At 32.0% G+C, this 18,888-nt stretch carries 30 protein-coding genes; 8 read left to right on the top strand and 22 right to left on the bottom strand.

Annotated features, from left to right (window positions below; all coding sequences use genetic code 11):
* Positions 1 to 8 precede the first annotated feature (8 nt).
* The 22 genes from rplR to rpsL all read right to left on the bottom strand — a co-directional run bounded on the left by rplR (position 9) and on the right by rpsL (position 12,537).
* Positions 9 to 365, bottom strand: a complete 357-nt coding sequence (gene rplR, locus BHYOB78_RS01720) for a 50S ribosomal protein L18 (protein ID WP_012671631.1) — start codon at positions 363 to 365, stop codon at positions 9 to 11.
* Positions 366 to 375: 10 nt separating this feature from the next.
* Complete coding sequence (gene rplF, locus BHYOB78_RS01715; RefSeq protein WP_020064461.1) at positions 376 to 948, bottom strand: 50S ribosomal protein L6; 573 nt, start codon at positions 946 to 948, stop codon at positions 376 to 378.
* A gap of 24 nt (positions 949 to 972) precedes the next feature.
* On the bottom strand, positions 973 to 1,374 hold the full coding sequence (gene rpsH, locus BHYOB78_RS01710; RefSeq protein WP_012671629.1) for a 30S ribosomal protein S8: 402 nt from the start codon (positions 1,372 to 1,374) through the stop codon (positions 973 to 975).
* A gap of 16 nt (positions 1,375 to 1,390) precedes the next feature.
* Positions 1,391 to 1,576 carry a type Z 30S ribosomal protein S14 gene (locus BHYOB78_RS01705; RefSeq protein WP_008723403.1) on the bottom strand — a complete coding sequence of 62 codons (186 nt, stop codon included), beginning with the start codon at positions 1,574 to 1,576 and terminating at the stop codon, positions 1,391 to 1,393.
* Positions 1,576 to 2,139: a 50S ribosomal protein L5 gene (gene rplE / locus BHYOB78_RS01700; protein WP_012671628.1), complete on the bottom strand. Its 564-nt coding sequence runs from the start codon at positions 2,137 to 2,139 to the stop codon at positions 1,576 to 1,578. The genes BHYOB78_RS01705 and rplE overlap by 1 nt, the downstream gene beginning before the upstream one ends.
* Before the next feature lie 17 nt (positions 2,140 to 2,156).
* A complete protein-coding gene (gene rplX / locus BHYOB78_RS01695; RefSeq protein WP_008723393.1) occupies positions 2,157 to 2,498 on the bottom strand; it encodes a 50S ribosomal protein L24 in 342 nt (113 codons plus the stop codon).
* 2 nt (positions 2,499 to 2,500) lie between these two features.
* The gene (gene rplN / locus BHYOB78_RS01690) at positions 2,501 to 2,869 is read right to left on the bottom strand and encodes a 50S ribosomal protein L14 (RefSeq protein WP_008723391.1); all 369 of its coding nucleotides are present in this window, start codon (positions 2,867 to 2,869) and stop codon (positions 2,501 to 2,503) included.
* Positions 2,870 to 2,874: 5 nt separating this feature from the next.
* Positions 2,875 to 3,237, bottom strand: coding sequence for a 30S ribosomal protein S17 (gene rpsQ / locus BHYOB78_RS13675; RefSeq protein ID WP_012671627.1), 363 nt, complete (start codon positions 3,235 to 3,237; stop codon positions 2,875 to 2,877).
* A gap of 12 nt (positions 3,238 to 3,249) precedes the next feature.
* The gene (gene rpmC, locus BHYOB78_RS01680; RefSeq protein WP_012671626.1) at positions 3,250 to 3,456 is read right to left on the bottom strand and encodes a 50S ribosomal protein L29; all 207 of its coding nucleotides are present in this window, start codon (positions 3,454 to 3,456) and stop codon (positions 3,250 to 3,252) included.
* Complete coding sequence (gene rplP, locus BHYOB78_RS01675; protein WP_008727113.1) at positions 3,456 to 3,869, bottom strand: 50S ribosomal protein L16; 414 nt, start codon at positions 3,867 to 3,869, stop codon at positions 3,456 to 3,458. Before rplP ends, rpmC begins: the two co-directional genes overlap by 1 nt.
* Entirely contained in the window at positions 3,869 to 4,606 is a 738-nt protein-coding gene (gene rpsC, locus BHYOB78_RS01670; protein WP_014488943.1) for a 30S ribosomal protein S3, read from the bottom strand. Before rpsC ends, rplP begins: the two co-directional genes overlap by 1 nt.
* Positions 4,607 to 4,609: 3 nt before the next feature.
* On the bottom strand, positions 4,610 to 5,017 hold the full coding sequence (rplV, locus tag BHYOB78_RS01665; RefSeq protein ID WP_012671623.1) for a 50S ribosomal protein L22: 408 nt from the start codon (positions 5,015 to 5,017) through the stop codon (positions 4,610 to 4,612).
* Positions 5,018 to 5,028: 11 nt separating this feature from the next.
* Complete coding sequence (gene rpsS / locus BHYOB78_RS01660) at positions 5,029 to 5,298, bottom strand: 30S ribosomal protein S19 (RefSeq protein WP_008723378.1); 270 nt, start codon at positions 5,296 to 5,298, stop codon at positions 5,029 to 5,031.
* Entirely contained in the window at positions 5,298 to 6,134 is an 837-nt protein-coding gene (gene rplB / locus BHYOB78_RS01655; RefSeq protein ID WP_014488946.1) for a 50S ribosomal protein L2, read from the bottom strand. The genes rpsS and rplB overlap by 1 nt, the downstream gene beginning before the upstream one ends.
* A 12-nt stretch (positions 6,135 to 6,146) precedes the next feature.
* Positions 6,147 to 6,440, bottom strand: a complete 294-nt coding sequence (rplW, locus tag BHYOB78_RS01650) for a 50S ribosomal protein L23 (RefSeq protein ID WP_012671621.1) — start codon at positions 6,438 to 6,440, stop codon at positions 6,147 to 6,149.
* 11 nt (positions 6,441 to 6,451) lie between these two features.
* On the bottom strand, positions 6,452 to 7,099 hold the full coding sequence (gene rplD, locus BHYOB78_RS01645; RefSeq protein ID WP_012671620.1) for a 50S ribosomal protein L4: 648 nt from the start codon (positions 7,097 to 7,099) through the stop codon (positions 6,452 to 6,454).
* A 28-nt stretch (positions 7,100 to 7,127) separates the two neighbouring features.
* Positions 7,128 to 7,781, bottom strand: coding sequence for a 50S ribosomal protein L3 (gene rplC / locus BHYOB78_RS01640; protein WP_012671619.1), 654 nt, complete (start codon positions 7,779 to 7,781; stop codon positions 7,128 to 7,130).
* A gap of 104 nt (positions 7,782 to 7,885) precedes the next feature.
* Positions 7,886 to 8,191, bottom strand: a complete 306-nt coding sequence (gene rpsJ / locus BHYOB78_RS01635; protein WP_008723370.1) for a 30S ribosomal protein S10 — start codon at positions 8,189 to 8,191, stop codon at positions 7,886 to 7,888.
* Positions 8,192 to 8,273: 82 nt separating this feature from the next.
* Positions 8,274 to 9,500, bottom strand: coding sequence for an elongation factor Tu (gene tuf, locus BHYOB78_RS01630; RefSeq protein WP_012671618.1), 1,227 nt, complete (start codon positions 9,498 to 9,500; stop codon positions 8,274 to 8,276).
* A 75-nt stretch (positions 9,501 to 9,575) separates the two neighbouring features.
* Positions 9,576 to 11,657 (bottom strand): elongation factor G, encoded by a 2,082-nt coding sequence (gene fusA / locus BHYOB78_RS01625; protein ID WP_020064459.1) that lies wholly within the window; start codon positions 11,655 to 11,657, stop codon positions 9,576 to 9,578.
* Between the two features lie 20 nt (positions 11,658 to 11,677).
* Positions 11,678 to 12,148, bottom strand: a complete 471-nt coding sequence (rpsG, locus tag BHYOB78_RS01620; protein WP_012671616.1) for a 30S ribosomal protein S7 — start codon at positions 12,146 to 12,148, stop codon at positions 11,678 to 11,680.
* A 14-nt stretch (positions 12,149 to 12,162) separates the two neighbouring features.
* Entirely contained in the window at positions 12,163 to 12,537 is a 375-nt protein-coding gene (rpsL, locus tag BHYOB78_RS01615) for a 30S ribosomal protein S12 (protein WP_020064458.1), read from the bottom strand.
* 544 nt (positions 12,538 to 13,081) lie between these two features.
* Here rpsL and hisIE point away from each other — a divergent pair.
* The 8 genes from hisIE to BHYOB78_RS01575 all read left to right on the top strand — a co-directional run bounded on the left by hisIE (position 13,082) and on the right by BHYOB78_RS01575 (position 18,543).
* Positions 13,082 to 13,744 (top strand): bifunctional phosphoribosyl-AMP cyclohydrolase/phosphoribosyl-ATP diphosphatase HisIE, encoded by a 663-nt coding sequence (hisIE, locus tag BHYOB78_RS01610; RefSeq protein WP_012671614.1) that lies wholly within the window; start codon positions 13,082 to 13,084, stop codon positions 13,742 to 13,744.
* A 255-nt stretch (positions 13,745 to 13,999) separates the two neighbouring features.
* Positions 14,000 to 14,536 carry a hypothetical protein gene (locus BHYOB78_RS01605; protein ID WP_020064457.1) on the top strand — a complete coding sequence of 179 codons (537 nt, stop codon included), beginning with the start codon at positions 14,000 to 14,002 and terminating at the stop codon, positions 14,534 to 14,536.
* Positions 14,537 to 14,551: 15 nt separating this feature from the next.
* Positions 14,552 to 15,457 (top strand): hypothetical protein, encoded by a 906-nt coding sequence (locus BHYOB78_RS01600; RefSeq protein WP_020064456.1) that lies wholly within the window; start codon positions 14,552 to 14,554, stop codon positions 15,455 to 15,457.
* A gap of 12 nt (positions 15,458 to 15,469) precedes the next feature.
* Positions 15,470 to 16,180: an autotransporter outer membrane beta-barrel domain-containing protein gene (locus BHYOB78_RS01595; protein ID WP_020064455.1), complete on the top strand. Its 711-nt coding sequence runs from the start codon at positions 15,470 to 15,472 to the stop codon at positions 16,178 to 16,180.
* A 30-nt stretch (positions 16,181 to 16,210) separates the two neighbouring features.
* Positions 16,211 to 16,876, top strand: a complete 666-nt coding sequence (locus tag BHYOB78_RS01590) for a hypothetical protein (RefSeq protein ID WP_020064454.1) — start codon at positions 16,211 to 16,213, stop codon at positions 16,874 to 16,876.
* A 5-nt stretch (positions 16,877 to 16,881) separates the two neighbouring features.
* Positions 16,882 to 17,139: a hypothetical protein gene (locus tag BHYOB78_RS01585; protein ID WP_020064453.1), complete on the top strand. Its 258-nt coding sequence runs from the start codon at positions 16,882 to 16,884 to the stop codon at positions 17,137 to 17,139.
* A gap of 12 nt (positions 17,140 to 17,151) precedes the next feature.
* Positions 17,152 to 17,793 carry an outer membrane beta-barrel protein gene (locus BHYOB78_RS01580; RefSeq protein ID WP_020064452.1) on the top strand — a complete coding sequence of 214 codons (642 nt, stop codon included), beginning with the start codon at positions 17,152 to 17,154 and terminating at the stop codon, positions 17,791 to 17,793.
* Positions 17,794 to 17,811: 18 nt separating this feature from the next.
* Positions 17,812 to 18,543: an OmpA family protein gene (locus BHYOB78_RS01575; protein WP_020064451.1), complete on the top strand. Its 732-nt coding sequence runs from the start codon at positions 17,812 to 17,814 to the stop codon at positions 18,541 to 18,543.
* Positions 18,544 to 18,888 lie beyond the last annotated feature (345 nt).

Genomic DNA, 18,888 nt, shown 5'->3' with positions numbered 1-18,888 from the left:
AATACTCCTTAAAATTTCAATCCTGCTTCACGAGCACCGTCAGCTAGGGATTTTATTTTTCCATGATATATATATCCGTTTCTGTCAAATACAACTTCACTTATATTTTTCTCTTTTGCTCTAGTAGCTAAAACTTTACCTATTTCTTTAGCTATATCCACATTCTTACCGCTTTTTAAATCTTTTTCTTGAGAAGATGCTGATGCTAAAGTGATACCTTTGCTATCATCTATTATTTGAGCAGATACATATTTAAGACTTTTATGAACTGTAAGTCTTGGACGCTCTGAGCTTCCTTCTATCTTTATACGTATACTTCTTTTTCTTCTTTCGCGTTGAGCTTTAATCTTTTCTCTTAAACCCATAAAAAACCCCTTACTTAGCAGCTTTTTTACTTTCTTTATATTTTACATGCTCGCCGTCAAATCTAACACCTTTACCTTTATAAGGCTCAACAGGTCTTTTCTTTTTGATATTCATAGCAAGCTCGCCTACTTGTTCTTTATCATTGCCTTCAATAATGATTTTAGTATCTTTTTCTACTGTTACTTTAATACCTGCTGGTATTTTCATTTTAACATCACTAGAAAAACCTAATTGCAATGTTATAGTATCTCCTTGAACATTAGAACGATAACCTGTACCTTCTAATTGAAGAACTTTTTTATATCCGTTAGTAACGCCTTCTATCATATTAGAAATAAGCTTCCATACTAAACCTAATTGTGCAGAGTACTTAGCTTTATTTTCTTTAATAGCTTTCTCGTCAGTACTTTCAATCTTAGGAGGTTTAACCCAAAGAGAATTATTTTCGAGTTCGAATATTATATAATCAAAAAACTCTCTTGTCAACTCCCCTCTTTTACCTTTTACGATTACTTTATGTCCGTCTATCTTAACTTCAACGCCTTGAGGAATCGATATAGGTTTATTTGCCAATCTACTCATTATTAATACCCTCTTAATAATTTATTACCAAACGTAGCATAAAACTTCGCCGCCAACTTTTTCTTTTCTAGCCTCTTTATCTGTCATTACACCTTTACTTGTAGATATTACAGATATACCGAAACCATTTTTTACTTGAGGTATAGTGTCTACTGATGTATAAACTCTTAAACCTGGAGTTGATACTCTTTGAATTCCTTCTATTACTGAACTTCCCTCATAATATTTCAAATCTATTTCTATGCGGAAGAAATTTTTATCTTTTACTTCTACTTTTTTGAAGTCATTAATATACCCTTCTTTCTTTAAAATTGCAAGTATATTTTCCATTTTTGTAGAAAAAGGTATAGTAACAGCCTCTTTTTTTGCTCTACAACCATTTCTTATTATAGTTAAAGCATCTGCTATTGGATCATGTACACTCATTCATATTCTCCTTAAATTACCAACTAGACTTAGTTACGCCCGGTATCAAACCTTTATTTGCTAAATCTCTAAAACATATTCTGCACATCTTGTACTGTCTTATATAAGCACGAGGTCTGCCGCATATTGGGCAACGATTATATTGTCTTGTTTTATATTTTTGTTTTTTTGTAGCTTTAACTTTAAGTGCCAATCTAGCCATTATTTATTCTCCTGACTTTTAGGTGCTGCACGGAATGGCAAACCAACTCTTTCTAATAAAGTGCGTGCCATATCGTCATTATCTGCAGTAGTTACTATTGTTATATTTAAGCCTTTTACGGCATCTGTTTTATCAAAACTTATTTCTGGGAATATAGTATGTTCTTTTATTCCTAAGTTGTAATTACCATTACCATCGAAACCTCTTCTAGGAATACCTTGGAAGTCTCTTACTCTTGGTAATGCTATGAATATTAATCTCTCTAAGAAGTCATACATTCTTTCGCCTCTTAAAGTTACTCTGCAGCCTATAGGCATACCTTGTCTTAATTTGAAGTTAGCTATAGACTTTTTAGCTCTTGTTACAACAGCTCTCTGTCCTGCTATCTGGCTTAGTTCTTCTACAGCAGAATCAACATATTTTTTGTCTGTTACAGCCTGAGTTACTCCCATATTGATTATTATTTTCTCGATTTTAGGGATAGCCATAGTAGAGCTTAAATTCATATCTTTTAGAAGAGACTGTTTAATCTCGTTTTCATACCTATCTTTCAATACTGACATAATTTATTTTCTCCTACTTACTTATCAAGAACTTCGCCTGATTTTTTGGCATATCTTTTTAGTTTACCGTCTACTTCTTTTCTTCCAACTCTAGTAGCTTTACCAGCTTTGTTTACTACCATTACATTGGATATATGTATTGAAGCTTCTTTCTCAACTATTCCGCCTTTTTGATTCTCTTGGCTTTTAGGCATAGTTTTTTTAACCATATTGATGTTTTTTACTAAAACTCTGCCTCTTGTTCTATCTACAGACAATACCTCTCCGCGTTCTCCGCTTTGCTCTCCAGCTATTACCTCAACAGTATCGCCTTTTTTTACTTTGTATTTTGTCTTACTTAAATCTTGTTTCTTTATCATAATTATATTACCTCTGGTGCAAGTGATACTATCTTCATAAAGCCTCTGTCTCTAAGTTCACGAGCTACAGGTCCGAATATACGTTTACCGCGTGGCTCTTTCTTGTCATCTACTATAACAGCAGCATTCTCGTCGAAACGAATATATGAACCGTCAGGGCGTCTAACTTCTTTTTTTACTCTTACTATTACAGCTTTTACTACTTTACCTTTTTCTATAGAGCAAGTAGGTATTATATCTGTTACAGAACAGATAATTACATCACCTAAAGTAGCATATCTGCGTCTGCTTCCGCCTAATACCTTAATACATTTTAACTTTTTAACGCCTGTATTATCAGCTACATTAAGAGTGCTTGGTACTTGTATCATAGTTATTACTCTCCTTCAACCTGTGAAGAAACAGCTGCTTCAGGAGCATGTTTTTCACGTTTTAATACGCTTTCTACATCGCTGTCCATAGAATCTTTTTCTATACGCTCTGCTTTCTTGATTATTTTTGTTAATCTGAATTTTTTATCTTTACTAAGAGGTCTGCACTCTATCACTCTTACTAAATCGCCTTCATGACATTCATTTTTTTCATCATGAGCTTTATATCTTTTATTTTTACTAATAGTTTTACCATAAAGCGGGTGTTTCTGCTTGCTTTCTACTTTAACAACTATAGTTTTATCCATTTTATCAGAAACTACAATTCCCTCAAGTACTCTTTTATATTTTTTTGCTTTGCTTTCCACAGTAATACCTCACTATTTTTTTATGCCAAGTTCATGCTGACGAATAAATGTCTTAACTCTAGCTATATCTTTACGAGCTTTCTTTAATTGATGAGTTTGTCTAGCATCACCAACTACTTTTTCAAATCTATGCTCTTGATATTCTTTTTCTAATTTTAGAAGTTCACCTTTAAGCTCTTCTAAACCTAATGACTTATAATCTTTAGTGTTCTTAGCCATTATATAGCCTCCCTCTTAATGAACTTAGTTTTGATAGGGAGCTTGAAACCAGCTAGTCTGAAAGCTGATTGAGCTAATTCTTCTGGAACACCTGCTATTTCAAATATTACTTTTCCAGGCTTAACTACAGCTACCCAATATTCAACGTTACCTTTACCTTTACCCATTCTAGTTTCAGCAGGTTTTTTAGTATAAGGCTTATCAGGAAATACTTTTATCCACATTTTACCTACACGTTTAACATGTCTTGATATAGCAATACGTGCAGCCTCAATTTGTCTATCTGTAAGCCATACAGGCTCTAATGCCATAAGACCGTAATCTCCGAAAGTCAAATTACTTCCTCTCTTAGATTTGCCTTTCATTCTGCCTCTATGATGTTTACGATATTTCATTCTTGATGGTTGTAACATTATCTATCTCCTTTGGCACTGATAACTTTACCTGCATCATCTTGTTTATGTTCTTTCTTATCAAGAATTTCACCCTTATAGATCCACACTTTTATTCCGATAATACCGAATGTAGTAAGTGCTTCTGCAGTGCCATAATCTATATTAGCTCTCAATGTATGTAATGGTACTGAACCATTTTTATATTGTTCTGTTCTAGCAATATCAGCACCTGCTAAACGACCAGAACACATAACTTTTATACCTTTAGCACCTTTCTTCATAGCCTGAGTTATAACACTTTTCATAGCTCTTCTGAAAGCAACACGCATTTCTAATTGACGAGCTACGCTTTGTGCTGCTAAATTAGCATCTAACTCTGCATCTCTTATTTCTGTAATAGAGAAATGAACTGGTTTTTTAACCATTTTTTGAACAGTTGTTTTTACAGTTTCAACTCTCTGTCCTTTAGGACCTATTACAACTCCTGCTCTTGCAGTAGAGATGAAAATATTTATTCTATCTGGGAAACGTACTATTTGTATATCAGATATAGCAGGGTCAAAAGACTCTTTTTTTCCGCCTATTTTCTTTTGTTCTTCTTTTAATGTTTTATAATAATAATTCATTATATAGCGTCTGATAGATAAGTCTTCGTGCAAACTGTCTGCATAAGTTCTGCTATCTTCAAACCATTTACTAGACCAAGTTTTATTAATTCCGAGTCTTAAGCCTATTGGACTAACCTTTTGACCCATAGTTTATACCTCCGCTGCTTTAGGTGCTTCTTCTGTTTTAGCACTCTTAGCTTTTAATTTTTTCTTTTCAGGTTTTTTATCATCACTTAAAATTATAGTAATATGTGAAAGTCTTTTTAATATTGGATCAGCACTGCCTCTGCTTGCTGCACGTATTCTTTTAAGAGTAGGTGCTTTATCAACAAAAGCAGTTTTTACCCATAATGTATCTGGGTTAATATTTCTTGATTGGAATATAGCATTAGCTATTCCGCTCTTAATAGCCTTTCTTAGAACTACTGATGACATCTGAGGCATTGTTGCTAGATTAGATATAGCATGGTTTACATACTCACCTTTAACAAAAGGAAGCAGTCTTGCTACTTTTCTGCGGCCAATGCGTAAATAACGTACCTTTACTTTATAATCCATAGTCTAAATCCTTATTTCTTACCTACTTTAGCGGCACCGGCATGAGATATAAATTTTCTTGTTGGTGCAAATTCGCCTAATTTGTGACCTATCATATTTTCTTGTATATAAACTGCTACAAATGTTTTTCCGTTATGAACATTTATAGTAAAACCTATCATTTCTGGAATAATTGTTGAAGCACGGCTATAAGTTTTTATTTGATGCTTATTATCTCCAGCTTGTATCTTCTTAAAAAGATTCTTATCTACAAAAGGTCCTTTTTTAATAGAGCGAGACATTACTTCTTACCCCCTCTTCTCTTGATTATTAATCTGTCAGAATACTTGTGTTTCTTTCTAGTTTTGTATCCCTTAGTAGGTACACCTGTAGGTGAAACCGGATGTGGGTTACCCTGTCCGCTTTTACCTTCACCACCACCGTGTGGGTGATCTACTGGGTTCATTACAACACCTCTTACTTTAGGTCTTCTACCTTTATGTCTAGTAGTTCCAGCTTTACCGTCTGTAGTATTGAAATGATCTAAATTTCCAATCTGACCTATAGTAGCATAACAGTTTTCTAGTATTCTTCTTTCTTCGCCTGAACGAAGTCTTATTACACAATAACCGCCTGATTTAGCTGTTATCTGAGCACCACCTCCTGCTGCTCTAACAAGCTGACCGCCTTTTCCAGGAGTTATTTCAATGTTATGTATTATAGTACCTAATGGAATTTTTTTCAATGGTAAACTGCATCCAATTTTAACTTTTGCATTTTCACCGCTTACTACTCTATCGCCTACATTAAGTCCCAATGGCCATATTATGTATCTTTTCTCGCCATCTGTGTAGTGTAGTAAAGCTATACGAGCTGTTCTGTTAGGATCATACTCTATAGAAACTACTTTAGCTTCTACATCATGTTTATCTCTTCTAAAATCTACAAATCTAAATAGTTTTTTATGTCCGCCTCCGCGACGACGCATAGTTATACGACCATTTGAACCGCGTCCGCTTATACGTTTTTTTCCGCATACTAATGATTTACAAGGCTCATTTGTTGTAATATCCGAAAAATCTACTACTGTACGATAACGCAAACTTGGTGTTGTCGGTTTAAATTTCTTAATAGCCATCGGTATCCCTCATTATTTTACTATATCTATTGATTCTTTGCCGTCAAGAACTATTATCGCTTTTTTATAGCTGCGTGTATATCCGCGTCTGCTCATTCTGCGATTTTTCTTCTTAGGCTTAACATTTATTATCTTACAATCTAGCGGATGTACATTAAATATTTTCTCAACCGCTTTCTTTAATTCTGTCTTATTAGCGTCCTGTCTTACTTTAAATACATAATAACGCTTCTCTGTTCCTCTAGGCTCAGTTCTAAGCATATTACTTTTTTCTGTAAGTATAGGCTCAATTAAAAGTGAATACATGCTCATATTTTTTAACCCTTAATTCTAGCATTTAATTTAGATAAAGCTGTTTTAGTAAAATATACCTCATCAGCATAAAATAAAGGATGTATAGACATACTGTCTGCATTTACAAGCTTTAAATCTTTGATGTTTCTTAAAGATAATAATAATTTATTATAATTATCTCCTAAAGATTCATCTTTACCTACTACAAATGCCACCTTTCTTGTATTTGGTTCTTTAACCTTACTTATAAAACTAGCCATTCTTTTTGTTTTTGGAGCGTCAAATGTAAAATCCTCAAAAACTTTAAGAACATTGCTTCCATATTTTAAAGATAAAACAGACAATAGAGCCTTACGTTTCATTTTCTTTGGCAATCTGTAGCTATAATCTCTAGGCTTAGGAGTATGTGTTTTACCACCGCCTACCCAAATTGGGGATCTAGTAGAACCTGCTCTAGCTCTTCCTGTACCTTTTTGTCTCCAAGGCTTTTTACCGCCTCCTGAAACTTCTGCTCTTGTTTTTGTAGAGTGAGTTCCCTGACGTCTGTTAGCTAATTCATTTTTGATTGCTTCGTAAAGTAGATTATTGTTAACTTCTGATTTAAATATCTCGTCAACAATCTCTAAATTGCCTACGCTATCTCCATTTTCATTTAGTATTACTACTTCCATTTTATCATCCTGTTATTATTTCACTCTATTAATTCATTGAGTTTTTCTTCTTATTACGTTTCTTTACTGCTGATGTTAATTTCACTATGCTGTTTATAGCACCTGGTATAGCACCTTTTATCATAATCAAATTATCATCTGGTCTTATTTCAACTACTTTTAAGTTTTGTATAGTAGTCAAAGTATTACCCATATGTCCAGGCATACCTTTACCTTTCCATACTCTTGCAGGGTAGCTGTTACAACCTATAGAACCTGCTCTTCTTCTAAAGTTAGAACCATGGCTCATAGGACCGCCGTCATAATTATGTCTTTTCATTACGCCGGCAAAACCTCTACCTTTACTCAAAGAACTAACATCTATAAAATCGCCTGCTTGAAATATATCTGCTTTAAGCTCTTGACCTACTGTGTAAGAACTAGCATCGTCCATTCTGAACTCTTTTAAATATTTCTTAGGCTCTAAATTTGCTTTTTTAAATTGACCTATCTGAGGCTTTTTTAAATGCTTTTCTTTTACGGCACCGTAGCCTAATTGAATAGCACTGTAGCCATCTTTCTCATTATCTCTTATCTGCATAACTGTGCATGGTCCAGCCTCTACAACTGTTACTGCTATAGCATTACCAGTCTCATCGAAAACTGTTGTCATACCCAATTTTTTGCCAATTATTCCTACCATCGGCGAATCCTCTATAATGATTTTACTTACTACTTTTTAATGTTTCAAACTATTACAGATAAAACGTAGTAAAGCTTTATCTTTAATATTTTTTAATTAAACGCTTATTTAAGCTGAACATCAACCCCAGCTGGAAGCGCCAATTTCTTAAGAGACTCTGTTGTCTGAGGTGTTACATCAAAGATATCTATTAATCTTTTATATATGCGCATCTCAAATTGTTCTCTTGACTTAATGTTTACATGCGGACTTCTTATTACTGTTACCTTACGAATGCTTGTAGGTAATGGTATAGGTCCTGATACTCTAGCACCTGTTTTCTTTACACTAGCTACTATAGACTGAGCTGATTGATCAATAAGCTCAATATCAAAGGCTTTTAGTTTAACTCGTATTTTCTGTTCTTTCATAGCTTGAATTACTCGCTTTCTCTTAATTTATTAAAGGGTATATCTTTTATTAAAAGGTATACCCTTTTATTTTCGCTCTAAATTATTCTAATATTTTTGTTACAACACCGTTACCTACTGTTTTACCACCTTCACGTATAGCGAATCTTTGTTTTTCTTCCATAGCGATTGGAGTGATAAGTTCGATAGTTAAGTTAGCATTGTCACCAGGCATAATCATTTGTGCATCACCTTGTAAATTGATTACTCCTGTTACGTCTGTTGTTCTGAAGTACATTTGTGGTCTGTAACCGCTTACGAAACCGCTGTGTCTTCCACCTTCTTCTTTTTTCAAGATATAAACTTCAGCTTCGAATTTTTTATGAGGTGTGATTGTACCTGGTTTAGCCAATACCTGTCCTCTTTCTACTGCTTTACGTTCAATACCTCTTAAAAGACATCCAACGTTATAACCAGCTATACCAACAACTTCTTTCTTGAACATTTCTACACCAGTACAAGTTGTTTTTTGAGTAGGTCTGATACCAACGATTTCAACTTCATTACCTTTCTCAATTTTACCTCTTTCAATTCTTCCTGTAACAACTGTACCTCTTCCAGGAATTGAGTATACGTCTTCGATTGACATTAAGAAGTCTTTATCTACTTCACGTACTGGATCTGGAATATATGTATCTAATGCATTTAATAAGTCTAATATACATTTACAATCTGGATCAGTTCTAGGATCTTTTCCTGCTTCAATTGCTTGAATAGCTTTAATTGCAGAACCTCTGATGATAGGAGTTTTAGAACCATCGAAACCATAGTGGTCTAATACGTCTATTACTTCTGCTTCTACTATTTCAGCCATTTCTGGGTCATCTAATTTATCACATTTGTTTAAGAATACAACGATGTAGTTTACACCTACTTGTCTAGAAAGAAGTACGTGTTCTTTTGTTTGTGGCATTACACCGTCTTCTGCTGATACTACTAAGATAGCACCATCCATCTGAGCAGCACCTGTAATCATGTTTTTAATGTAGTCAGCGTGACCTGGACAGTCTACGTGTGCGTAGTGTCTGTTGTCAGATTCGTATTCTACGTGTGATGTTGCGATTGTTAATATTTTTGTTGGGTCTCTTCTACCTTGACTTTCAGAAGCTTTTGCTACTGAGTCATAAGCAACTTTCTGTACTGTTGCTGGGAACATAGCAGATGATACTGCTGTTATTGCTGATGTTAATGTTGTTTTACCATGGTCAACGTGTCCAATAGTACCAACGTTTACGTGTGTTTTATTACCTTCGTAAGTTCCTTTAGCCATTTTAATCCTCCAATTATTTTATCCTTTAGGAAATTTATTTTTTATTTTAATACTAATATTTTATTAGTTACTTACTTACTTATTATTACCCATTCTAGCACCGATTATCTCTTCTGCTACGTTTTTAGGTACTTCCTCATAATGTGAGAACTGCATTGTATAGCTTGCTCTACCTTGAGATACGTTTCTTATACTTGTTGTATAACCGAACATCTCTGCAAGAGGTACTGTAGCATTGATAGATTTATAACCAGATTTATCTGTAAATCCGTGAACCTGTCCTCTTCTTGAAGCCAAGTCACCTATTATATCACCCATATAATCTTCAGGAGTTACAACTTCTACTGTCATCATAGGCTCTAACAAATAAGGATCTGCTTTTTTACATCCATCTTTGAATCCCATAGAAGCAGCAATCTTAAATGCCATTTCTGATGAGTCTACTGGGTGGAATGAACCGTCAAATGCTGATACTACAACATCAAGCATTGGATAGTTAGCAAGAACACCTGTATTCATAGATTCTACACAGCCTTTTTCTACAGCTGGTATATATTCTCTTGGTACTGCTCCTCCAACGATTTCATTATTGAATTTGAATCCGCCATTAGGTTCATTAGGTCCTATTCTTAGCCATACATCACCGTACTGACCTTTACCGCCTGACTGACGTACGAATTTACCTTGTACCTCAACTGTTTTCTTGATACCTTCTCTATAAGATACTTGAGGACGTCCAACATTTGCCTCAACTTTATATTCTCTTTTCATTCTATCACAGATGATTTCTAAGTGAAGCTCACCCATACCTGCGATGATTGTCTGACCTGTTTCTTCATCAAAGCTAACTCTGAATGTTGGGTCTTCTTCAGCAAGTCTTGATAAAGCAACTGACATTTTATCTCTGTCGCCTTTTGTTTTAGGCTCTATAGCAACGTTAATTACTGGCTCTGGGAAGTTAATTGATTCTAAGATGATAGGAGCATTTTCAGGACATAATGTATCACCTGTTGTAGTATCTTTAAGTCCTACTGCTGCTGCTATATCACCAGCATATACCTGTTCAATTTCTTCTCTTTTATTAGCATGCATCTGAAGTATTCTTCCGATACGCTCTCTTTTACCTTTTGTAGCATTAAGAACATAAGAACCAGATTCTAATATTCCAGAATAAACTCTTAAGAATGCTATTTTTCCAACGTGTGGGTCTGTCATTATTTTGAATGCTAATGCACTGAATTTCTCATCATCAGCAATTTTTCTTTTTATAACATTACCATCTAAATCTGTACCTTCTACTTCAGGCTTATCTATAGGAGATGGTAAATAATCAACAACACCATTTATTAATACTTGAATACCTTTGTTTTTGAATGCTGTACCGCAGAACATTGGGAAGAAGTCAGCTGTTAATGTAGCTGTTCTTATAAGTCTTTTTATAGTAGGAACATCTATTTCCTCACCTTCAAAGAACTTATTCATAGCATCATCATCATATTCAACGATTGCTTCTAATAAAGAATTTCTGTATTCTTCTGCTTTTTCTTTTAATTCAGGTCTGATTTCTCTCTCTTCCATTTTCATGCCATCTTCAGAAACCCAAATTATTTCTTTCATATTTACTAAGTCAACAACACCCTCGAAATTACTTTCTGCACCTATAGGTATAACTACTGGGTGACTGTTAGCTTTTAATCTTTCTCTAGTTTGATCTAAAACAGCATAGAAATTAGCACCTATTCTGTCCATTTTATTAACAAAAATAGCTCTAGGAATTTTATAATTACTTGCTTGTCTCCAAACTGTTTCACTCTGAGGCTGTACACCTCCAACTGAACAGAAAACACCAACTGCACTGTCTAATACTCTCAAAGATCTTTCTACCTCAGCAGTGAAGTCAACGTGTCCCGGAGTGTCTATCAAGTTAATTCTATGACCATTCCAAAAACAAGTTGTTGCAGCAGAAGTAATTGTAATACCTCTTTCTCTTTCCTGTTCCATCCAGTCCATTTCAGCTGCACCTTCATGAACCTCGCCTAATCTATGTGTTTTACCTGTAAAGAATAATATACGCTCACTTAAAGTAGTCTTACCAGCATCAATGTGAGCCATAATACCAATATTACGTGTGTTTTCTAATGAAATTTGACGTGCCACTTAAATATTCTCCTTAAAAACTACCACCTAAAGTGTGCGAATGCTTTGTTACCTTCAGCCATTCTATGAACTGTATCTCTCTTAGCAACGGCCTGACCTTTACCATCTATAGCGTCTACTATTTCATTTGATAAACGTTCAATCATGCTTCTTCCGCCTCTTTTTCTTGAAGCATCTATAAGCCATGTGAATGCTAAAGAATTTTGTCTGTCTGGTCTTACATCAACAGGAACCTGATATGTAGATCCGCCAACTCTTCTTGATTTTACTTCTACACGAGGCTTGATATTTTCTATAGCTTCATTAAAAGCCTCTAAACCGTCTTTACCTGTTTTCTCTTTAACTAAATCCATAGCTTTATAAAATATATTTTCAGCTTTACTTTTTTTACCGTCATACATTAGCTTATTTATAAATTTACTAATAACAACGCTTCCATAAACTGGATCAGCATCTATTTTTCTAGTTTGTGCTCTTCTTCTTCTAGCCATATTACTTCACTCCATTAAGCCTTTGGTTTTTTAGTACCATATTTACTTCTAGCTTTCATTCTCTTTTCTACACCTGTAGCTTCACGGCTTCCGCGAACTATGTGATAACGACAACCAGGTAAGTCTTTAACCCTACCGCCTCTTATAAGTACACGGTTGTGTTCCTGAAGTGTATGGTCTATACCAGGAATATAAGCTGTTACTTCCATACCGTTAGTTACTCTTACACGAGCAATTTTACGCATAGCTGAGTTAGGTTTTTTTGGTGTAGTTGTTGTTACACGAGTACAAACCCCTTCTCTTTGCGGACATTTCATTAATGCAGGCGATTTTGTCTTGTTTATTATACGCTTGCGACCTTTTCTTACTAATTGATTAATTGTAGGCATAAAATACAAAACCTCTAATTCTTTATTTTTTTTACAAGCCAATCCATTTTTCAATGAATGACAACATTAATATTTTTATCTTATAAAACTTCAAACACGAAACAGTATATATCAACTGAGCAATTATAGTATTAAAACCTAATTAATAGTGAGAAAAACATACTATACGCTTTAATCGCTTTTATGAAAGTGAGAGCATTATAAAGCAACTATACAAAAAAATCAATAGTATTTAATAGTTTTTTTACTATTTTTTATAATTTTAATTAATATTTTCTTATTATTAGTCGCTAATAAATACTTCAATTTTATCAGTTTTTCACTTCATATATTTTTTATAACTTTAACATTTATTTTATAAAAAATGATTTTTTTAAAACAAAAAGCGAAATATTTCAATACCAATCTTACTGAATATATCTAAATATAACAATTTTTTTAACAAAATTAATAGTAAAACCTTATTAAATATTATTAATTAACATATTGCAAAAAAACTATATTTATAGCATAATTACTGCTAACAATATTTTAGGAATTATTTATGAATAATATAAATCAAAATGAAATAGAAAAATTAAAATTTGATGATAAAGGTTTGATACCTGCCATAGTAATAGATTATTACACAAAAGAAGTTTTAACTCTAGCATATATGAATAAAGAAAGTCTTGAAATAAGCATAAAGGAAGAAAAAACTTGTTTCTACAGCAGAAGCAGACAAGAGTTATGGAGAAAAGGAGAAACATCCGGAAATTATCAGCATATACAATCAATAAAATCTGATTGCGATAATGATGCTTTAGTTATAGAAGTAATAAAAGACGGTCCTGCTTGTCATACAGGAAGTGAATCTTGCTTTTTTAATGAAGTGTATTCAAAAGAAGATTATAAAGACTTTTCTATTGACAAACTTTATAAGCTTATAGAGGGAAGAAAAATCAATCAAACAGAAGGATCATATACAACTTATTTATTTAACAGCGGAATAGATAAAATATTAAAAAAAGTCGGTGAAGAATGCACAGAAGTTATAATAGGTGCTAAAAATGACAGCAGCAAAGAAACTATATATGAATTATCAGATTTACTTTATCATAGCTTAGTTTTGATGGTAGAAAAAGGAATAACTATTAATGATATAAAAAATGAATTAGCAAGCAGATCTATAATAGATAAAAAAGAAAAACAAAAAAGCATGAAATAATAAAAAATATAAATATTTTAATTAAAAAAAAGAACCAATCATATAATAAAAAAACGTAATTTCATCACCTTAATAGATAATAGTTATGCAATCAAAAAATATAGAAAATGTAAAAAAAATATTCAATTTTTTTAAAAAATATTGAAAATAGTAAAAAAATATAAAAAAAATCAACAATTCAAATTGTAATATTTTACCTGCTAATTTATAATATAAAAATATTATAAAAAATAATTTACTTTATGGAAATATGCTATGAAAACACTATCTATTATTTCGATTATATCATTTTTAATGATAATTTCATGTACAAAAGATTATGGCGTAAAAATAACTAAACCAGGCGCAGATTTAATACTTTCAAAAATGCAAAGCGGAAATTGGCAAAATGCAACTGTAAATGGAAATAATCTTACTCTTTCTAATAGTAAAAATGATGGAAATTACACTTTCGAAGAACCTGTACTAGGTATAGGAGGAATATATAAAGATGATAAAGGCGGATATATAATGGCTGCTCCTGCTGGAAATGAACTTTATGTCGTAAAAATGGATGAAGATGCAAAAAAAGCAGTGGATGCCATACTTGATGTACTTGATGATGAAGGCGGAGAAGCTGTTGTTGGAAATTTAATAAGCGCTGTTTTAGATTCTGGTGCTGACAAAATAGATTTAAGTGATTCCGATAAAATATTGGCTGGTACTAATTTACCTCCTGACAAAAGAGCTGAAATTGAAAGCATATTAAAAAAATCAAATGGTAAATTTACTAATGGTGAAGCTATAAAATAATAATCGAGTTTTATTATGAAAAAATATTTAATATTATTAATTATTCTATTTAATAGTTTTTCTTTATTTGCTAAAGGACTCCCTCTTTCTACAGAAGTAACAGGCGATGATTACAGCTGGATAAAAGGAAGACAAATGATAAGCGTTAATCTCAATCCAGGCGGAGCTATTTTTCATCCATTACTATTTAATACAGTTGTAAATAATGGTGTAAATCTAAGCGGATTATTGGGATTTGACCTTGGAGATATAAACAAATATTTTGATTATGCTGATGCAAAAGGTTCTGCTTGGTATATACCTGCTATATCATATTCAATATTTGTTCATAATCAAATAGCTTTAGAAAGCGGAATCGGACTTTATTCAAGCACTTATAATTTGACTATAACAAAAGAAAATGCCGGAAAATTATTAGAAGCATTGGGTCAGGGAAGTTATGCCGGAGTTGTTGGTAAAGATACAACTTTCAATGCTTCATTTATATTTATGCCGGTTACTTTTGGAGTAAAATTCTACGGACCCAAAAGACAATTTTATAATGCTTTCCGTTTTGGAATAGATGCATTCTTCTACACTGTATCTACAGAAAATGGACTTACAGGTATAAAAACAGAACATACTGTTCATGATGCTGCTTTATATATTTCTTATGAGTTAGGTTGGAATATAGAATTATTTCCTACTAAAGAATGGAGAGTTAAACCTACTATAGATATAGCAATTCTTGAAATAGGTTATTATGTGAGACCTTGGACTGGGAATGTATACAATACTGTAACAGGCGGTGTTACTTCTTTAACTGCAGGTTTCTCTGCATTTAATATACCTGCTTGGAGCAGCTTTCCGGATTGGGCAAAATATCTTTCAAATATAAGATTTGCATTATTTCCTAGAATTGGATTTAGTTTAAGATTTTAATGGATTTGAATTATGAATATAAAGAAAATTATAATTTTTATATCTGTATTAATTTTTACATCAGGCGCTATAGTTAATGCTCAAAATTATTTAAAGCATTCTCTAGGAATAGATTTCGGTACTACATTATTTTCTATGGGAACTATGCCGCTTATTACAGAATTAATATTTAAAACTCCGGAAGGAGCTAGCGGTAAGTTCTATGATGGTAAGTTTGGAATAAGACTAACATATAATTATACTTATCTTCCTAAACAATCAATAGATGCCACATTAGGTTTTTATGCTTTCGATACTCATTATGGAAACTATTCAGAACCTGTAAGAGATGGTTCAGGAAATATCATTGGTTCTGGTGCCATAAGTAAATTCTATAATGGAAGTACAATAGCTATACCTGCTTCTATAGGAGTAAGATTTTATTTCAATAAAAATGATACTCCTAGCGGATTCTTCCTTCTTCCTAAAGTTGGTATGACTACTTTCATAGTAAATGGGAAAGAACTAAGAGATGATGGAAGTACAAGATATAAAACTACTACAGTTTATGACTTTTATATCTCTGGAGAAATGGGATTTAGAATAGATTTATTTTCTCAGACAGGTGCTAATTGGGAAGTTCGTCCATTTATAGATATATCTTTACTTGAACTAGGTTATTCTTTCACACCAGGTATCAGATTAATACCTCTTCCTAGATTGGCTATAGGTATATCTTTTTAATAATTGATAATGTTTTGTAAGGTTTTGAGTATGAAAAAAATTTTATTAGTATTAATAATAACTTGCTTTATGAGTTCATCTTTGTTTCCTCTAATAGATGCATTTTATTTAGCACCTAAAGTTATATATAATTTTAATGACTCAGGTTTCAGAAATAGTAAAAATCAGAGAGTTATGAATAATTATCTAGGAGCTGGATTTTCTGCAGGATTTGACTTCTATAGATACCAAAGAAATATACCTTTGAGAGTAGAATTAGAGTATACTTTTAAAGATGGTATGACTGGAAATTATCACCCTGCAAATATAGTAAAACAATCTCAGCATTCTATATTAGCTGCAGCTTATTACAGCATGCATATATACCATATCAAAAAAAGCGAATTAAGAACTATTACAGCTGAAGAAATATATAGCAGAACGCCAATAATGTCTCTATATTTAGGGCTGTTAATGGGTACAAAAATAAATGCAAATACTTATGATAGATGGTTTGAAGAAAATGGAAGAGTTAAAGCTACTGTAACTGTACCTGCACCTACATTTGCAATAGGAGGTGCTGTAGGAATAGATATATATGTTACTAGCTTCCTTAACTTGGATATAGGATACAGAATATTATATGGTTTGGATAGTGTTTTATCACATGAATTTGCTATAGCAGCAAGATTCCCAATACCGGATCTTAGGAAATGATAATTATGAAAAAAATAGCTTTATTATTATTAATATTGATTGCACTTGCTTCATGCCAAACATCAACTATGATTATAATGCCGGTACAGAATGTTCAAATGCCTGCTTATCCTCCTCAAAGTCATTTAGGAGAAAAAAGAATAATTAATTCTAACAGCTATTATAATTTAAATAATAGTTTAGGCATGAATAGCAGTTTATTTAATAACAGTATTTTTAATACTAATAATTTACTTAGAAAAAATTTTGTTTATTTAAAATAAAAGGGTTGTTATATGAAACGATTAGTGATTGTATTATTATTTTTTATTGTTGCCTTTTCAAATAAAAATCTCTCAGCAGCAATTTTCTCAGGTGTTTATATAGCCCCTAAAATTAATTTCAAACATGAGGCTCTTAATAAAACAAATAGATTGGAATTAGGAAAGCTTCCTTTTCTTGAAAAAAATAATTATATAGGCGGCGGTTTTGCTGTAGGATATGATTTATTCAGAAAAACTAGATTAGTGCCTTTAAGATTTGACATAGAATATATGTTCCAAGGAGTAATTAATAAAAAAGACACTTGGATACAAAGTATAATGGCAAGCGTATATTATGATATAAATATATTTTTTGTAAGAAACAATGAATTAGATAATCTTACTACTAGAGCACTTTACAATAGAATCCCTAATATGAGTATATATTTCGGGCTATCTTTTGGAAATAGATTATATCAAATGTATCATAACTATACAGATACTATAGGGAAAGCCCTTATTACTAGAAGCTCTTTTGCATTTGGAATTAATGCAGGTTTAGCGTATAATATACTTGATTGGTTTGCCGTAGATTTGGGATACAGATACTTATTAGGATTTGGATTCCATGATGCTCATGAGGTGCTTCTTGGAGCTAGGTTTACCATAAGATAATTTATTAAGAAGGTTATTATGATAAAAAAAATTTTTACTTTAATCTTTGTATTAATTTTGGCAGCTTCATGTTCTACTAATGATAAACATGTTGTAGTATTAGCTTTTAGTAAACAGCTCCATGCTGTACTTTATAATGATAATAGTCAGTCTACAAAAACAGCATCAAAAACATATATACAAAAAGATGATATTACAACTGTAGCAGATCCTATAAAAGAAAAAAAAGAATATACAAATACTCAAGCACAAGTAAGTAAAAAAGCAGAAGAAAAAAAAGAAGAACTTACAAATAACGATGCTTTAGAAGAAGAAAAACCTCAAGTTATAAAGCAAACTGAGGTTATACAGAAAGATGATAATGAGATTCTTCTTACTGCAAATATAATATCTTTTGATTTTGATTCTTATGAATTAAAAAATGAATATAATGAAGGGATAGATGAAATTTGCAAATATTTAAATAATAATCGAGATATTAATCTAATAATAGAAGGACATAGCGACAGTATAGGGGACTCAAATTATAATATATATTTATCTGAAAACAGAGCAAAAGCGATATTTGATAAATTAGTAGATAAAGGAATAGATAAAGATAGACTTAGATATATAGGATATGGCTCTACTCATTCATCTGAGTATAATGATAAAGACAGAAAATGCCAATTTGTTATAATAAATAATTCAGATGAAGAGCAGGAATACAAAAAAGAAAACGAAACTGATATTATCAAATTAAAACAATAATAAAATTAAAAATTATTTTTCATCTTTATATCAAGAATGCAATTTTTTATGCTTTCTAAATTTTGTTTCAACAAATACTTTTATATTTGAAATACCCGGTTATACAAATTCTAATTAAAGTTTTTTATTGAATCTAATCTGGTAAAAAACATATATATTTTAAATCCCGCCCTTTTAAATTTATAGTTTTAATTTCAATTAAAAATTTTATTTATATTAAAAGCTTAAATTAGAAAAAGCACCCCCACCCAAGCGTTAATTAAATTTAAAAATTTCTAAACGCACGGTAAATCAATCTTATTAATACATTTGATTTGAATTAATAATCAATTTTATATTTTTATA

The organism is Brachyspira hyodysenteriae ATCC 27164, from assembly GCF_001676785.2.
Lineage (GTDB): Bacteria > Spirochaetota > Brachyspiria > Brachyspirales > Brachyspiraceae > Brachyspira > Brachyspira hyodysenteriae.
Note: the sequence above shows the minus strand (reverse complement) of the source record. Positions and strands in the feature narration are given on the sequence as shown.

Excerpts from the sequence above, each read along its gene's own strand:
- rplV (WP_012671623.1), bottom strand. The coding sequence starts at position 5,017 with ATGGATTATAAAGTAAAGGTACGTTATTTACGCATTGGCCGCAGAAAA.
- tuf (WP_012671618.1), bottom strand. The coding sequence starts at position 9,500 with ATGGCTAAAGGAACTTACGAAGGTAATAAAACACACGTAAACGTTGGT.
- rplR (WP_012671631.1), bottom strand. The coding sequence starts at position 365 with ATGGGTTTAAGAGAAAAGATTAAAGCTCAACGCGAAAGAAGAAAAAGA.
- rpsC (WP_014488943.1), bottom strand. The coding sequence starts at position 4,606 with ATGGGTCAAAAGGTTAGTCCAATAGGCTTAAGACTCGGAATTAATAAA.
- hisIE (WP_012671614.1), top strand. The coding sequence starts at position 13,082 with ATGAATAATATAAATCAAAATGAAATAGAAAAATTAAAATTTGATGAT.
- rplW (WP_012671621.1), bottom strand. The coding sequence starts at position 6,440 with ATGTATTCACTTTTAATTGAGCCTATACTTACAGAAAAAAGTAATATG.
- BHYOB78_RS01595 (WP_020064455.1), top strand. The coding sequence starts at position 15,470 with ATGAATATAAAGAAAATTATAATTTTTATATCTGTATTAATTTTTACA.
- rplX (WP_008723393.1), bottom strand. The coding sequence starts at position 2,498 with ATGATAAAGAAACAAGATTTAAGTAAGACAAAATACAAAGTAAAAAAA.
- BHYOB78_RS01605 (WP_020064457.1), top strand. The coding sequence starts at position 14,000 with ATGAAAACACTATCTATTATTTCGATTATATCATTTTTAATGATAATT.
- rpsL (WP_020064458.1), bottom strand. The coding sequence starts at position 12,537 with ATGCCTACAATTAATCAATTAGTAAGAAAAGGTCGCAAGCGTATAATA.
- BHYOB78_RS01590 (WP_020064454.1), top strand. The coding sequence starts at position 16,211 with ATGAAAAAAATTTTATTAGTATTAATAATAACTTGCTTTATGAGTTCA.
- rpmC (WP_012671626.1), bottom strand. The coding sequence starts at position 3,456 with ATGGCTAAGAACACTAAAGATTATAAGTCATTAGGTTTAGAAGAGCTT.
- BHYOB78_RS01585 (WP_020064453.1), top strand. The coding sequence starts at position 16,882 with ATGAAAAAAATAGCTTTATTATTATTAATATTGATTGCACTTGCTTCA.
- rplF (WP_020064461.1), bottom strand. The coding sequence starts at position 948 with ATGAGTAGATTGGCAAATAAACCTATATCGATTCCTCAAGGCGTTGAA.
- BHYOB78_RS01705 (WP_008723403.1), bottom strand. The coding sequence starts at position 1,576 with ATGGCTAGATTGGCACTTAAAGTTAAAGCTACAAAAAAACAAAAATAT.
- rpsJ (WP_008723370.1), bottom strand. The coding sequence starts at position 8,191 with ATGAAAGAACAGAAAATACGAGTTAAACTAAAAGCCTTTGATATTGAG.
- rpsG (WP_012671616.1), bottom strand. The coding sequence starts at position 12,148 with ATGGCTAGAAGAAGAAGAGCACAAACTAGAAAAATAGATGCTGATCCA.
- rpsS (WP_008723378.1), bottom strand. The coding sequence starts at position 5,298 with ATGTCTCGCTCTATTAAAAAAGGACCTTTTGTAGATAAGAATCTTTTT.
- rplD (WP_012671620.1), bottom strand. The coding sequence starts at position 7,099 with ATGGAAGTAGTAATACTAAATGAAAATGGAGATAGCGTAGGCAATTTA.
- rplP (WP_008727113.1), bottom strand. The coding sequence starts at position 3,869 with ATGTTACAACCATCAAGAATGAAATATCGTAAACATCATAGAGGCAGA.
- BHYOB78_RS01600 (WP_020064456.1), top strand. The coding sequence starts at position 14,552 with ATGAAAAAATATTTAATATTATTAATTATTCTATTTAATAGTTTTTCT.
- rplB (WP_014488946.1), bottom strand. The coding sequence starts at position 6,134 with ATGGCTATTAAGAAATTTAAACCGACAACACCAAGTTTGCGTTATCGT.
- rpsH (WP_012671629.1), bottom strand. The coding sequence starts at position 1,374 with ATGAGTGTACATGATCCAATAGCAGATGCTTTAACTATAATAAGAAAT.
- rplE (WP_012671628.1), bottom strand. The coding sequence starts at position 2,139 with ATGTCAGTATTGAAAGATAGGTATGAAAACGAGATTAAACAGTCTCTT.
- BHYOB78_RS01580 (WP_020064452.1), top strand. The coding sequence starts at position 17,152 with ATGAAACGATTAGTGATTGTATTATTATTTTTTATTGTTGCCTTTTCA.
- rplN (WP_008723391.1), bottom strand. The coding sequence starts at position 2,869 with ATGATACAAGTACCAAGCACTCTTAATGTAGCTGATAATACAGGCGTT.
- BHYOB78_RS01575 (WP_020064451.1), top strand. The coding sequence starts at position 17,812 with ATGATAAAAAAAATTTTTACTTTAATCTTTGTATTAATTTTGGCAGCT.
- rplC (WP_012671619.1), bottom strand. The coding sequence starts at position 7,781 with ATGGTAGGAATAATTGGCAAAAAATTGGGTATGACAACAGTTTTCGAT.